At 67.3% G+C, this 13,131-nt stretch carries 14 protein-coding genes and 1 pseudogene; 6 read left to right on the forward strand and 9 right to left on the reverse strand.

Annotation, left to right across the window (positions count from 1 at the left end):
- Positions 1 to 39: 39 nt before the first annotated feature.
- The 3 genes from ACYVKL_RS01225 to ligD all read right to left on the reverse strand — a co-directional run bounded on the left by ACYVKL_RS01225 (position 40) and on the right by ligD (position 3,108).
- On the reverse strand, positions 40 to 1,446 hold the full coding sequence (locus ACYVKL_RS01225; protein WP_379170286.1) for an amino acid permease: 1,407 nt from the start codon (positions 1,444 to 1,446) through the stop codon (positions 40 to 42).
- Positions 1,447 to 1,653: 207 nt separating this feature from the next.
- A complete protein-coding gene (locus ACYVKL_RS01230; protein ID WP_379170288.1) occupies positions 1,654 to 2,097 on the reverse strand; it encodes a pyridoxamine 5'-phosphate oxidase family protein in 444 nt (147 codons plus the stop codon).
- A gap of 21 nt (positions 2,098 to 2,118) precedes the next feature.
- On the reverse strand, positions 2,119 to 3,108 hold the full coding sequence (ligD, locus tag ACYVKL_RS01235) for a non-homologous end-joining DNA ligase (protein WP_379170290.1): 990 nt from the start codon (positions 3,106 to 3,108) through the stop codon (positions 2,119 to 2,121).
- A 264-nt stretch (positions 3,109 to 3,372) separates the two neighbouring features.
- On the opposite strand from ligD, the gene ACYVKL_RS01240 reads away from it, so the two are divergent.
- The 3 genes from ACYVKL_RS01240 to ACYVKL_RS01250 all read left to right on the forward strand — a co-directional run bounded on the left by ACYVKL_RS01240 (position 3,373) and on the right by ACYVKL_RS01250 (position 5,036).
- A complete protein-coding gene (locus ACYVKL_RS01240) occupies positions 3,373 to 3,849 on the forward strand; it encodes a LapA family protein (RefSeq protein WP_379170292.1) in 477 nt (158 codons plus the stop codon).
- Between the two features lie 46 nt (positions 3,850 to 3,895).
- Positions 3,896 to 4,048, forward strand: coding sequence for a hypothetical protein (locus ACYVKL_RS01245; protein WP_213554950.1), 153 nt, complete (start codon positions 3,896 to 3,898; stop codon positions 4,046 to 4,048).
- A gap of 70 nt (positions 4,049 to 4,118) precedes the next feature.
- Positions 4,119 to 5,036 carry a 2-hydroxyacid dehydrogenase gene (locus tag ACYVKL_RS01250; protein ID WP_379170294.1) on the forward strand — a complete coding sequence of 306 codons (918 nt, stop codon included), beginning with the start codon at positions 4,119 to 4,121 and terminating at the stop codon, positions 5,034 to 5,036.
- A 15-nt stretch (positions 5,037 to 5,051) separates the two neighbouring features.
- Here the strand turns inward: ACYVKL_RS01250 and ACYVKL_RS01255 are convergent, their stop codons facing one another.
- Positions 5,052 to 5,645, reverse strand: coding sequence for an Rv1733c family protein (locus tag ACYVKL_RS01255; RefSeq protein WP_460770955.1), 594 nt, complete (start codon positions 5,643 to 5,645; stop codon positions 5,052 to 5,054).
- A gap of 430 nt (positions 5,646 to 6,075) precedes the next feature.
- Here ACYVKL_RS01255 and ACYVKL_RS01260 point away from each other — a divergent pair.
- Positions 6,076 to 6,423: pseudogene (locus tag ACYVKL_RS01260) on the forward strand (SDR family oxidoreductase); the annotation flags it as partial.
- Between the two features lie 183 nt (positions 6,424 to 6,606).
- Here the strand turns inward: ACYVKL_RS01260 and ACYVKL_RS01265 are convergent.
- Together ACYVKL_RS01265 and ACYVKL_RS01270 are read right to left on the reverse strand one after the other, a co-directional pair.
- The gene (locus ACYVKL_RS01265) at positions 6,607 to 7,302 is read right to left on the reverse strand and encodes an alpha/beta fold hydrolase (protein ID WP_379170298.1); all 696 of its coding nucleotides are present in this window, start codon (positions 7,300 to 7,302) and stop codon (positions 6,607 to 6,609) included.
- A gap of 130 nt (positions 7,303 to 7,432) precedes the next feature.
- Positions 7,433 to 7,999: an NADPH-dependent FMN reductase gene (locus tag ACYVKL_RS01270; RefSeq protein WP_379170300.1), complete on the reverse strand. Its 567-nt coding sequence runs from the start codon at positions 7,997 to 7,999 to the stop codon at positions 7,433 to 7,435.
- Positions 8,000 to 8,192: 193 nt separating this feature from the next.
- Between ACYVKL_RS01270 and ACYVKL_RS01275 the strand changes: the two genes are divergently transcribed.
- A complete protein-coding gene (locus ACYVKL_RS01275; RefSeq protein ID WP_379170302.1) occupies positions 8,193 to 8,564 on the forward strand; it encodes a nuclear transport factor 2 family protein in 372 nt (123 codons plus the stop codon).
- 349 nt (positions 8,565 to 8,913) lie between these two features.
- Here the strand turns inward: ACYVKL_RS01275 and ACYVKL_RS01280 are convergent, their stop codons facing one another.
- Positions 8,914 to 9,975 (reverse strand): GGDEF domain-containing protein, encoded by a 1,062-nt coding sequence (locus ACYVKL_RS01280; protein WP_379170304.1) that lies wholly within the window; start codon positions 9,973 to 9,975, stop codon positions 8,914 to 8,916.
- A gap of 224 nt (positions 9,976 to 10,199) precedes the next feature.
- Between ACYVKL_RS01280 and ACYVKL_RS01285 the strand changes: the two genes are divergently transcribed.
- Positions 10,200 to 10,523 (forward strand): hypothetical protein, encoded by a 324-nt coding sequence (locus ACYVKL_RS01285; protein WP_379170306.1) that lies wholly within the window; start codon positions 10,200 to 10,202, stop codon positions 10,521 to 10,523.
- A gap of 26 nt (positions 10,524 to 10,549) precedes the next feature.
- Here the strand turns inward: ACYVKL_RS01285 and ACYVKL_RS01290 are convergent, their stop codons facing one another.
- Entirely contained in the window at positions 10,550 to 12,442 is a 1,893-nt protein-coding gene (locus tag ACYVKL_RS01290; protein ID WP_379170307.1) for a potassium transporter Kup, read from the reverse strand.
- Positions 12,443 to 12,841: 399 nt separating this feature from the next.
- Positions 12,842 to 13,087 carry a microaggregate-binding protein 1 gene (gene mbp1 / locus ACYVKL_RS01295; protein WP_379170309.1) on the reverse strand — a complete coding sequence of 82 codons (246 nt, stop codon included), beginning with the start codon at positions 13,085 to 13,087 and terminating at the stop codon, positions 12,842 to 12,844.
- Between the last annotated feature and the right edge of the window lie 44 nt (positions 13,088 to 13,131).

The raw sequence follows: 13,131 nt of genomic DNA on the forward strand, positions 1-13,131 counted from the left end.
TGCGGACAGCACGGCGGCATTCGTCGGGTATTGCGGGACTTACTGTTGTGCAGCGCTTTCCGAATGTTCGCGGGACAGCAGCGGATACCCGGCGCACACCAGCGCCGCCCACACCGCGCCGACGACCAGGGCGCTGCGGCCGTCCTCGGTGAAGAACAGCAGCACCACGACCAGCGCCAGGAAGGCCAGTGCGAGCGCGGTCGTGATCGGCGCGCCCGGCAGGCGGTAGTCGCTACCGGGCAGCACACCCTGCTTGACCCGGATCCGGTAGATCAGGTGGCAGACCAGGATGATGCCCCACACGAAGATGATGCCCATGGTGGACACCGAGGTGATGTAGCCGAACGCCTTGTCCGGCGAGAAGTAGTTCACGGCGACGCCGATCACCATGACCGCCGCCGAGACCGCGATGCCGGCCGCGGGCACCGAGCGGGGGCTCAGCGTCGCCAGCGCGGGCGGGGCCTCCCGGCGCTGCGACAGGCTGCGCAGCATGCGGCCGGTCGAGTAGATGCCGGAGTTGCACGACGACAGCGCGGCGGTGAGCAGCACGAAGTTGATGATGCCGGCCGCGCCCGGAATGCCGATCTGCTCGAAGACCTCGACGAACGGGCTGCGGCCCGCGTGGAAGGTCCGCCAGCTCGACACCGACATGATGACCACGAGCGCGCCGACGTAGAACAGGCCGATGCGCAGCGGCAGGGAGTTGATCGCCTTACGCAGGGTGCGCTTGGGGTCGCGCGCCTCACCGGCGGTCACGCCCACCAATTCCACACCGACATAGGCGAACACCACGATCTGCAACGCCAGCAGCGCCTGCCCGAAACCGTTGGGGAACACCCCGCCGTCGTTCCACAGGTTGGTGACGGTCGGGTTGGTGGCGTGGCCGAAGTGGAAGATCAGCACGCCGACGCCGATCACGATCATGGCCACGATGGCGGTCACCTTGATGGTGGAGAACCAGAATTCGCCCTCGCCGAACAGCCGCACCGACACCAGGTTGGCGATGAACATGATGCCCAGCACCACCAGCGCGGTCACCCATTGCGGGATGGCCCACCAATACTGGACATACTTGCCGGCCACGGTGATCTCGGCCATGCAGGTGGCCACCCAGACCGCCCAGTAGGTCCAGCCGGTGGCGAATCCCGCGAAGCGGCCCAGGAATTCGTGGGCGTACTCGGCGAAGCTGCCCGCGACCGGACGGTAGGTGAGCAGTTCGCCCAGCGCCCGCATGATCACGAAGATGGCCAGTCCGGCGGCCAGGTAGCAGAGGATCAGCGCCGGGCCGGCCTTCTGGATCGCGCCGCCCGCGCCGTAGAACAGGCCGGTGCCGATCGCGCCGCCGATGGCGATCATCTGGATGGTGCGCGGCGACAGGCCGCGCGCATAGCCTTCGTCCGCGGGGAGAGCACCGGCGTCCGGTAGCTGCCTTTCCGAGGCTGTCAAATGCGGTTCCTTCCACGTGCGCGCGGCCCGAACCCCCTGGTCGTGCACCCGGGACACCGGCCGCGCCGAGCTTGCCGGCGGATTGCCGTGCTCGGTCCAACGGCGTGTCACGCTACCGGAGAGGTTCGTGTCGCCGCAGTCACCGGCGTGCGTGGCGCGCAACAGCCCGGGAACGGGCGCGGAGCCGGTCGGGCGCCCGCGGCGACGTCAGCGGGGTGTGCGGCGCGGTGGCTCGGTCCAGTCGCTCTCGTCGATCAGCTCCAGTCCGGTGACGACCTCGGCCTCGATGCGGATGACATGGTCCATCGGCATATTGATCCACGGGTCGAGCAGCGTCTCGTAGCGCTGCACCTGCTCGGGGTCCATGACGACCCGCGCGACCCCGGTGACGATGACGCTCCAGCCCTGCCGGGTGTGCTCGTCGAAGGAGTCGGCCTCGTAGGCCACCACCTGTCCGTCGCCGCGCAGCAGACTGGCGCCCAGATGCGCCCGCACCACGACCACATCCTCTTCGACGATGTGGTTGACCGGCCGGATGATCGGAAGTCCCCGGCGCGAGTACACAATTCGCCCGTATTGCGCGCCGGCCAGCCGCTTCAGTGAATCGGCAGCCGAAAGCTCGCGCAGCTTTCGTGCCCCAACGCCGCCCATCCCTCCGATTGTGGTCGATCGCTACGGATTACGCCAATTGCCTTGCACCGGAGGCACCTCCACCAGGGCGGGCGCTTTGTCGGTGCGCAGTCCTTTCCAGCTCGGCATGCGCAGTCGCTCACCGGAGTATTCGCGATATTCGACGTCGGCGACCAGGATCGGGTCGACCCAGTGCCAGCCGCCGGCCGCGGCTTCGGGCGGCGGCGGATCGAAAGGGGCTGCGGCGATGGTGATCCCGTCGAGCGCGCCGCGCAGGACGCGGCGGGCGGCGTGAGTGAATCCGGTGCCCACATTCCCGATGTAGACCAGTCGCCCCGTTGCATCGTGGGCGCCCATGACCAGAGATCCGAAGGTGGCCCCGAAGCCGCCCGCGCCGGGCGTCCACCCGGCCACCACCACCTCGGTGCTGTGCCGCAGCGGCGTCTTGATCCAGGCCGGTGACCTGCGGCCCGGCAGGTACACCGAATCCGTGCGCTTGGACACGATCCCTTCGATCCGATGCTCGCGCGCAACCTCCAGCAACTGCTCCGCATCCACGTCGAGCCAGTGCGGCGGCGCCGACAACGGCTCGGGCAGCGCCAGTTCCGCCAGCCGCGTGCGCCGCTGGAGATAGGTCTCGGCCATGACGTCGAGCCCGTTCACCCGCAGCACGTCGAAGACGAAGAACCGCACCGGAACCTCCGCGATGAGGGCTTCCCCCGGCCGGGCCACGTGCATCCGGCGCTGCAACAGCCCGAACGACGGCACCCCGTCCCGATCCTGCGCCACGATCTCCCCGTCCAAGATCAGAGATCCCTTGCCGGACAGGTCTTTCACCGCGGTGACGATCTCCGGATAGGCCGCGCTGACGTCATTGCCGTTGCGGCTGAACAGGCCGCACCCGTCGGCGTCGCGGACCGCGATGATGCGGACCCCGTCCCACTTCATCTCCACCGCCCACCCCGCCCCGCCCGGCGGCGGTCCCCCGGTCGCCAGCATGGGCGACGGGCCGCGGCGGACCGAGGCGGCCACGTGGGCCGCTATCCGCGCCGACAATCGGGCGAACGGGACATGCCCGCGAGTTTGCTATCGAGTTGCCTTCCTGCGGCGGCGGCACGCCGGGAACCGCCGGTTCGTTATGGACCGCGCTGAGCGAGCCATCCGGCCCGGCCACCGGCGGGCGGACAATTCGTGAGACTCGCCGGACAACCCACCGATTCGGGGTTTGACCTGGGAACCAGCGGGCATTGCCCCGATATGTTCACAATCATCGGGCTCATCGCTCTACTGGGTGCTGTGACCGTTGGCGTGGCCGGGGTCGCGGCCAACAGCGGTGACACGCACGCACTTCCCTCCGGCTTCACCGTCTTCGGCCACACCTATCACGGTTCCCCCGGGCTGCTGTTCGCCTACGGGATCCTGATCGGCGCGGTCGGTGCGGCGGGGTTGATCCTGCTGCTGGCCGGCATCTGGACCACCTCGCGGCGCGGGGTGGTGGCGCGGCGCGAGCTGCGGCACTCGCGGCGGGAAATGGCCGCCGCGCGAAAGGAACTCGCGAAACCCGTGCCCGCGGCCAAGCCCGCGCGTAGCGTGGAGCCACCCCGGCAGCCGGTGGTTCCACTGGCCAAGACGGCGCCGAACCGCGCATTCTCGAAACCGAACTGGTCGGTCAACCGCTTCTTGGGCCGTCCGGGCGCGTCCGCAGTACCCGCGCCGGCGAAGAAGGCACCCGCCGCATCGCCGTCCGCGACAAAACAATCCGCCACCAAATAGGACTACCGTCCGGAAAACGCGGACTCCCGTCCGCAGAGGACACCGCATGTTCGCCGTGCTCGGCCTGGCGTTACTGGATGCCGGCTGGCTACTCGCCACCCCGGCTCTGAACTCGCTCGGAATCATCGCCCTGGCCGTCGCCCTGATCCGCTGGCTGCTGGGCGCCCCCGCCCGCTGGCTCGCCCATCCGCGCTATTGACCGGCCCCCGGCGCCGACCGGGGCCGACCACAGCCGACCGGGCCGCGCCCGGTCGGCTAGCGTCGCTGCCATGACAGTGACGGTGCTGGTTCCCGACGAGCATGGCTACGCCGCGATCTCCCGGCTGCCCGGGGCGCGGGTGCTGCGCTACACCCTCGGGGAGCCGCTGCCCGCGGGAGCGGACGCGGCGGAGGTGTTCGTGCCCGCGTTCCTGGCCAGCCGCCCCGAGAATCTGGAACTGGCACGCGCCCTGCCGAAACTGCGGCTGGTGCAACTGCTCACCGCGGGCGCCGAGACCTGGGTGGGCCGGCTGCCCGGCGACGTCATGATCTCCACCGGCCGCGGCGCGCACGGGGCCAGCACCGCGGAGTGGGCGATCACCGGATTGCTCACGGTCTACCGGGAATTCACCGAATTCGCCGTCGCGCAGCGTGAGCACCGCTGGACCCAGCACCGCACCGATACCTTGCACGGCAAGCGCATTCTGATCATCGGCGCGGGCGATCTGGGCACCGAACTGCAACGCATGCTGCTGCCTTTCGACACCACTGTCGAACTGGTCGGTACGCGAGCCCGGCCGGGCGTGCACGGCATCGCCGAACTGCCTTCCCTGCTACCGCATTTCGACGCCGTGGTCCTCATGGTGCCCGTCACCACCGACACCATCGGCATGGTCGACGCCGCCTTCCTGGCCCGCATGCCCGACCGCGCCATCCTGGTCAATGCCGCCCGCGGCCCCGTGGTCCGCACCGACGACCTGCTCGCCGAGCTGCAATCGGGCCGCCTGCGTGCGATTCTCGACGTCACCGACCCCGAACCCTTGCCCGCCGGCCACCCGCTCTGGGACGCCCCGGGCCTGCTGCTGACCCCGCACGTCGGCGGCAGCAGTTCCGGAAATCTGGAGCGCGGCTGGACCATCGCCACCGCCGAGATCGCCCGCTACCTCGCGGGCCAGCCGCCGGAGAATCTGATCACCGGCGAATACTGAACCCTCGCAAGGGGATCAGAGCGTGTCCTTGCCGATGGGCCGGTTGATGCCGCGCCACTCCCGCTCCCAGCGCGCATAACGTCTGGCATCGAGCACGGTGCCGGTGAACCACACGGTCGCCGCCGCCGCACACCAGGTTTCGACCAGTATCGCCAGGCCCGTGCCGATTCCTTCGGCTGCCGCCGACCCGGGCCGCGCGGGCGTCAGTGTCGGCTGCCCGTTCTTGACCCACAGCGTCACCGTCGACCCCGCGAGCTGCGGCCCCGGCACATCCACGGTCGCCGTCGAGACCTTCCCGTCGGCGACCCACTGCACCGGTGCCTGATACCGCACCTGATGCGCCACGTACCGGTCGGAATCCGGCACCCGCACCGCATCCGCCGTCTCGGTGGCCACCACCCGCGTCTTCCCCGCGTCCTGCGCCACGATCCGCGCCTGCGCCCCCGTATAACTCACGGTCCCCACCGCCCCCGCCACCGGCACCGCCGCGGCCACCACCACCACGGCCAGCGCCCGCAACACCACCTCGGCCCGATCGGAGACGCGCATCAACGGGCTGGAGTTCCACGGGCGCACTCGCCACAACCGTGACGGCCACGAAGGACGCATCGACACCTGGACCACCTCTCCCCATGCGTCGTCGTACCGCTTACATCGGTAGCTGTACCCAGAGGGATACGCCATCAACCAGTGAACGTCAAGGTCACAGCGTCGCGTCTCCTTCACCCCGCCTCCAGATTCATGTTTTGCGCACGTTGTGACGGCCCGGAGCGACTCCATCGCCCCCACTCGTCCACCGCGGGGCGGATGCAACCCTCGGGGTCGATGTGTTGCGCAGTCGCAATAGTGGTCTCCCGCCGCTTACGGGTCGATGTTCGGGGCGCAAGGGATCAGTAGCGCTCAACGCCGTTGCCTCGGGTGTCCTCGATACTCCTGCGGCAGCCTGGATCTTCGCTGATGACAATGTGCGCAATGCAGTCGAAACGGCTGCGCCACAACCCTTCGGCGGGTTCCCGGGCCGTCCGGAATGGCTGCCACGCTCGCCGATCCGGCGGTGATCGACTACAGCGCCGCCAAAGCCGCCCTCACCAATACCGCGAAGTCGCTGTCGAAACAGCTCGGCCCCAACGGCATCCGGGTCAACACCATCAGCCCCGGACCCGTCGCCACCGACCTGTGGCTGGGCGACACCGGTGTCGCCCACGCAAACGCCCACGCCACCGGCGGCGACTCCGTCGCCGAGTCCGCCGCAGCCGCATCCGTCACCGGCCGCTTCAGCCGCCCGGACGAAATCGCTGACCTCGCCGTCTTTCTCGCCAGCCCCCGCGCCGCCAACATCACCGGCTCCGACTTCGTGATCGACGGCGGCCTGCTGACGACTACCTGAGGGTCGAGCAGGCTCGGAAACTGTTGCGCGGCGCCGCGGCGGTCGGCGCAATGGGCTTAGGCGCCGACCAGCTCACGGATCGCCAAGCGATCGGCGGCTTCCTGCGGCGAGCGCACAGAACGTGAATTCATGGCGGGCTGCACCGGTTCGGTGTTCGGCATCGGTCGTGATCCGTCGGCGCGGCTATGCGCTCTGAATGGACTCCGCGGCGTCACGGATGACGTCGAGGACGAACTCGGGATGCGACAGCATCGGGACGTGACTGCTGTCGACATCGTAGGTCTTGGCACCCATGCGCTTGGCCGCGGCGCGTTCCAGTTCGGGATTCACGGTGCGGTCGTTGTTGGCGACGATGTACCAGCTCGGCTTCGTCTTCCAGGCGGTGCCCGGCACCTGTTGGTCGAACAGGTTGGCGTCCGGCACGGCCCCGGTGGCAAGGACGAGCCGCTGCTCGGCCTCCGGTAGGTCGCCGCAGAAGTCCGGAACACCCGAGGGCTTCAGCCAGATGCGCCCGCCGCCGACTTCGATGTGATCGAAGACCGGGGTGCGGTCGAACTGGTTCTGCTGGTCTTGGGAGGTCTCGTTCTCGTCCGGAGCGAGTGCCGCGATGAATACCAGCGCGCGGACACGGTCGTGCGTGCCCGCCTTGGTGATCAGAGTTCCGCCGTAGGAATGGCCGACGAGCACGACCGGGCCGGGCACGTGGTCGATCGTGAAGTTGACGCATGCGACGTCGCTCTCCAGCGAATTGAGGCCGTGCTGCGAGGCGAACACCTCGTGCCCCTCCGCCTGCAGCGCGGGAATGAGTTTGCTGAAGCACGATCCGTCAGCCCACAGCCCGTGGGCGAAAACAATGCTCGGCTTGGTCTGCGATGACATTCGCTGCTCCTTTACGAAGGCCGGTCCCGGTCGGCCCTGAGCGACCTACCTCGCCGGCACAGATTCGCTTACATTTCGCAATACCATCCCTGCAACGCCCGAGCGCCACCGTCCGGGCGGACCGGTCGGCCTAGCTGGGTACCACGCCGTGGATGCTGTCGATGAAAGTGCCGAAATCCGCCATGAACCGGGTGAGGAACTGCCTCGTCGAGTCGTCGAGGACTTCGCCGTCCGCGGTGAAGACGTCCGGGCGAAACTGGATGTAGGCCTCCGGGGACGTCATCTGCGGGGAATTGCAGTAGCCCAGAACACTGCGCAGGCTGAGTTGAGCAATCGCGGTGCCGATCTTGCCCGGCGAGGCGCCGATGACGGCGGACGGCTTGAGTGTGAACGAGTTGTCGCCCCACGGGCGGCTGGCCCAGTCGATGGCGTTCTTCAGCGCGCCCGGCATCGAGCGGTTGTATTCCGGCGTCACGAACAGCAGGGCGTCGACGGCGGTGATAGCCGCCTTGAGTGCGCGGCCCTCCGGCGGGTAGTCGGCGTCGTAGTCGTGGTTGTAGAGCGGCAGATCTTTGATCGGAATCTCGGTGAACGCCAACCGTGGTGGTGACAACTGGATCAGCGCCTTGGACAGAGTCCGGTTGATGGATTCCTTGGACAGACTGCCGATGATGTAGCCGACCGTGTAGGTACTCACGCGATGCCTCCTGACCAGAGATTTCCAGCGCTGTACGGAGTGCCCGGCGTCGTTGACGCACGGCGGTTTCGACGAGAGTGCATGGACAACGTAGCACTTCGCGGGGGTCGCGCCGCCGGGGCATTGTGGCCGGATCGTGCCCGCCCATGCTGAATGATCAGAAGCTGACACCGGGATCGGAAGGGATTAGGCCATGACCAGTTCGCCTGCCGAACTCATGCGACGCAACCTGCTCGACGTGTTCAACGAACCGGATCCGGATCGCCGGGCCGCCGTGATCGCCGAGACCTACACCGCCGATGTGGTGTGGCACGAACCGGATCGAATCAATCAGGGGCGCACCGAGTTCGAGCGTCGCGCCGCGGAGATGCTGGCGGAGAATCCTGACTGGATCTTCCGGCCCGCGGGCCCGGCGTCCGGGCTCGACGACATCGGTCACCTCGGCTTCCACTACGGGCCGCCCGACCGACCTGCGGTGGTCAGCGGGATGGATATCGCCCGGGTCGAGGATGGCCGGATCGCCGAGCTCTACACCATCGTCACGGAGGTCCGGCCGCCGTCCTAGCCGCCATCGGCCCGCGAACCCCGGGTGAATCTATGGGTTGCTGAATGTTAGCGTGATTCAGCTGTTTTCTTCGGAGCTCGGAACCACACTTCTCGACTCGAAGGAGTTGACGCGATGCTCGCAGGATTCACCCGCTCGACAGCCCTCGCGGCGCTGGCCGTCCCGCTCGTTGTCCTGGCAGCACCGACCGCATCCGCGGACCAGCCCACGGCGTCGAATGTGGACCAGCCCCCGAGGACGAACGTGGACGCGCCCTACATTTCGCTATCCATCTGCGTCCACATCCCGACCCCCGGATCAGCCACTCTGGACTGGTGCTGGAGCACTTAGCCAAGAGGTAGCTAGCCTCTCAGTCCGCGAGGACGACCGTGTTGCCGCCGAGCTGCTTCGCCCGGTACATGGCCGAATCCGAACTGTGCAGCATCGCGTCGAGACAGCGTTCGTTCGAATGGCTCTCGATGACCGTCACCCCGATGCTGGCCGTGACCGCACTGGTGGACGCTTCGGCTGCCTCGATGGCCTGGCGCAATCGGTCGGCTTCGTCGACGGCGGCATCGCGGTCCAGGCGCGCGAACACGACGAATTCCTCACCGCCGGTACGGGTGACGAGGGATCCGGGCGGACGTTCGGCCCGCAGGCGTGCCGCGACGCGAACCAGCACCTGGTCTCCGGCCGCGTGACCGTAGGTGTCGTTCACCTTCTTGAATCGGTCGAGATCGACGACCATCGCGCAGATGGTTCCCTGCGCGCTCGGCCCGAACCAGCTGGACACGTAGTAGTCCAGGCCGCGCCGGTTCAGCAGGGTGGTGAGCGGATCGACCAGTGCGTCCATCCGCAGCACCCAATAGCAGAAATGCAGCGAGGGCAGCAGCACCACGGTGACGGCCGCTGTCGTCAACACGATCGACACGGCCAGGGCCACATCGCCATTGGAGTCCGCCACCGTCAACAACGCCAGCGTCAGCACCACCAGCAGGCACCACACGGCATGAACACCCAGGACACGTGGCCCGTGGAAGACCGTGAGATAGCCGCCGGGAAGGACCAGCAGCATAGTGCTCGCTGATCCGAACAAATGATTGCTCTCCACGAGGCATCCGGCGGCGATGAGCACGTCCGTACCGCCCAGCAATGCCAGTGAGAGCCGCTCGCCCGGCCACGGCGCCAGCATCCAATACCCGACCCACAGCAGCGCAATGACCACGTTGAAAACGGTGACCATCCGCTCCATACCTACTGGGCCCTGCGCCGACATCAGATTCAATGCCGAGATCAGCGCGACCGCGCCACCGCATGTCGCGATGAAGATCCGGTTCATGGGCAGTGCGCCACGCGACTCGAGCGTCCGCACCAGCCACCGATAATCGAGCGGATCACGCCACCAGTCGCGCACAATCCCGCCGGCTGTCACCTCTGACCCGATCCACCCGCGGACATCGTCGACCTCTTCCGAATCGCGAACTGCTTGGGGATCCTAATCGAAATCTTCGCGGGCTCCACTCTTCCAATGCTCGGACATACGATTCGGCGTCCTCAACTCCCGGACAATTTTTTCGATAACGGAGGTGATTGTTTCGGGCGCGCGGGTGCGGGCAATCGACACAAGGGCAGACCGAGAACGAGGAAGTGTTCCCCATGACCGGATACACCATTCGCGCCGTAACGGTCCTGGCCGCAGCGCTGCTCATACCCCTGACGGGCGCATGCGAGCAGACCGAGCAAGCGGTCAACAAGGGCGGAAGCACGCCGTGCAGCGAATTCATACTGCAGAACCAGGCCGAGCAGCGGATCACCGTCCGCAAATATCTCGACCAGGACATGAAGGTGACCCCGACCGCCGCGCCGGACGTCGTCGACACGTCCATCACGTCCATCACCGCGATGTGCGAGGCGCAACGCAATCCGGAAATCCCGATCCGGGATGCGGATCTGACCGGCATCTTCGTGCCGAAGAAGTAGGCCGGCGCATCACGCCCGGAGGCGCGTCACACTTCGATCCGCTCGCCGAGGGTCACCGTGCGGTGGCGGGGCAGCCTGAAGTAATCGGACACGTCGGCGGCGAGGTAGCTGGTGGCGATGAAGAGTCTTGTGCGCCAACGGGACATGGCGGGGTGGTCGGAGGCGTGTAGTTCGACCTCGGACAGGAAGTAGGAGGCGCTGTCCAGGTCGAGTTCGCCCTCGGCCTCGTCGGGATCGAGAGCGGCCAGGGCGGCGGGGACGTCGGGGGTTTCCATATATCCGACGCGGACCGTCACGTGCACGATGCCGTCGTCGCGGTAGCCGAGGTGATCGATGCGCACCCGGTCGTCCGGCGCGATTCGGGGCACCGGTTCGGTGTCGACCGAGACGATGACGGTCTGGCGGTGGCGGACGCCGTTGTGCTCGACGTTGGCGCGCAGGGCCAGGGGCACGGTGTCCTTGCCGCGGTTGAGGAATACCGCGGTGCCGTCGACGATCGTCAATCGCGATGGGTCGTGCCACAGCTCGTCCACGAACTCACGCAGCGAGCCCTCCAGCCGGGCACGCTCGTCGGCCACCACGGTGCGCCCGCGTTGCCAGGTCGTCATGATCAAGAACGCGGCCAGCCCGATCAGCAGCGGCAGCCACGCACCGCGCACGAATTTGGTGAGATTCGCCGCGACGAACAGCAGATCCACCGAGAGCAGCGGCGCCCAGACCACGGCGACGAGCCACAGCGGCAGCCGCCAATTCGCATGGGCGAGATAGCCGAGCAACAGGGTTGTGATGGTGATCGTGCACGTGACCGCCATACCGAAAGCGAACGCCAGCGCGGTCGAGCTGCGGAAGGCGAGGACCAGGGTGAGAACCGCGACCAGCAGCAGCCAATTGATCCACGGCACGTAGATCTGCCCAGGCGTCGACGACGAGGTGTGTGCGATCCGCAGCCGCGGCAGGTACCCGATCCGCGCGGCCTGGGACGCCACCGAGTACGCGCCGGTGATCACCGCCTGCGACGCGATCACCGTGGCCGCGGTGGCGAGGACGACCATCGGCAGCCGTCCCCAGTGCGGGACCAGCAGGAAGAACGGGCTCGCCACATGCCCTCGGGTTCCGAGGACCAGCGCGGCCTGCCCGAAATAACTGAGCACGCACGCGGGCAGTACCAGCGCAAACCAAGCGGTAGTGATGGATCGGCGGCCGAAATGCCCCAGATCCGCGTACAACGCCTCCGCCCCGGTGACCGCAAGCACGATGGCGGCGAGCGCGAAGAACGCGACGGCGAAATGCCCGGCGAGGAACCCGAGCGCGTAGCCCGGCCACAGCGCCTTCAGGATCGCCGGGTGCTGCCGGATACCACCGATGCCGCACGCTGCGATCGCCAGGAACCAGGTCACCATCACCGGGCCGAACAATCGGCCCACCGACTCGGTGCCGCGATGCTGAAAGCTGAACAGCAGCACAATGATCAGCGCCGTGACCGGTACGACCGCCTTGGCCAGTGACGGTTCCACGACCTCGATTCCCTCCACCGCGGACAGCACCGAGATGGCGGGGGTGATCATGCTGTCGCCGAAGAACAGTGCCGCGCCGAAGATTCCGAGGGCCGCCAGCACCGCGGCGGGCCGGCGGCCGCGCGCGGCGAAGCGACGAACGAGCGTGATCAGTGCCATGATCCCGCCCTCGCCGTCGTTGTCGGCACGCATGGCCAGCAGCACGTAGATGACGGTCACGATGATCAGCACCGACCAGAACACCAGCGACACGACGCCGTACACAGTGGCGGGATCCACCGGGACCGGATGCGGATCCGAGGGATCGAACACCGTCCGCAGCGTGTAGATCGGACTCGTACCGATATCGCCGAATACCACCCCAACCACCCCGATCAGCAGACCTGGACGGACCGCGTCCCGCATGCTCGAACCGCTTCCGGACCGGGCACCGGTCTGCCCGGCTGACCCCGGGTCATCCGAAACCGTCGAATCATGACGCTCGGGCATCCCGCTACCTCGCCCGATCGCGTTCCGGATCGATGCCGATCGACAGGTTCGCCCCGCCGGTTCCGGGCACGTCGACCATGTCCTTACCCTCCTCGCCGAGTGGTGATGCCTTCGGCGTACCCGTTCGGAGAGCAGCGACACAGCATCGGAGGAATGCCGGTACGAGCATGTCCGTGACTCCGCGATGGAGCCCACGCCCTCGGCCTGGACCGACCGACCCCGCATCTGTTCCGATGTTCGTTTCGGCCGAAATCCCCCGGCCTATTCCTACGCGGGCCAGGGGATTTCATGGTGGTTACCATTTCAGAAGGGGCATCACCGGTTCTGGTGCGCGCGCTGACGCAGCTCCTCGGCCTGGGCCCGGGCGCGATCCTGCTCTGCCTGCGCTTCCCGCTTCGCAGCGTCGCGCTGGGCCTCGGCCTTGTCCTGTTGAGCGCGCCCCTCCTCGCGCAGCCCCTCATGGCCAAAGATCTTGCCTGCGGCTTCCTTGGCCGCACCCTTGACGCCCTCGACCACGCCTTCGACGCCTTCCCTGGTTCCGCTCTTCTCATGCTCTGACATGCGATGTACCTCCGTATATCGATTGCGGGGACATTCGAGACCTA

The organism is Nocardia tengchongensis, assembly GCF_054781395.1.

What these genes read in the sequence shown, in the direction of transcription:
- ACYVKL_RS01230 (WP_379170288.1), bottom strand. Translation starts at nt 2,097, where the DNA reads ATGGGCGGCGTTGGGGCACGAAAGCTGCGCGAGCTTTCGGCTGCCGAT.
- ACYVKL_RS01245 (WP_213554950.1), top strand. Translation starts at nt 3,896, where the DNA reads ATGTTCGCCGTGCTCGGCCTGGCGTTACTGGATGCCGGCTGGCTACTC.
- ACYVKL_RS01250 (WP_379170294.1), top strand. Translation starts at nt 4,119, where the DNA reads ATGACAGTGACGGTGCTGGTTCCCGACGAGCATGGCTACGCCGCGATC.
- ACYVKL_RS01255 (WP_460770955.1), bottom strand. Translation starts at nt 5,645, where the DNA reads ATGCGTCCTTCGTGGCCGTCACGGTTGTGGCGAGTGCGCCCGTGGAAC.
- ACYVKL_RS01265 (WP_379170298.1), bottom strand. Translation starts at nt 7,302, where the DNA reads ATGTCATCGCAGACCAAGCCGAGCATTGTTTTCGCCCACGGGCTGTGG.
- ACYVKL_RS01275 (WP_379170302.1), top strand. Translation starts at nt 8,193, where the DNA reads ATGACCAGTTCGCCTGCCGAACTCATGCGACGCAACCTGCTCGACGTG.
- ACYVKL_RS01285 (WP_379170306.1), top strand. Translation starts at nt 10,200, where the DNA reads ATGACCGGATACACCATTCGCGCCGTAACGGTCCTGGCCGCAGCGCTG.
- ACYVKL_RS01290 (WP_379170307.1), bottom strand. Translation starts at nt 12,442, where the DNA reads ATGCGGGACGCGGTCCGTCCAGGTCTGCTGATCGGGGTGGTTGGGGTG.
- mbp1 (WP_379170309.1), bottom strand. Translation starts at nt 13,087, where the DNA reads ATGTCAGAGCATGAGAAGAGCGGAACCAGGGAAGGCGTCGAAGGCGTG.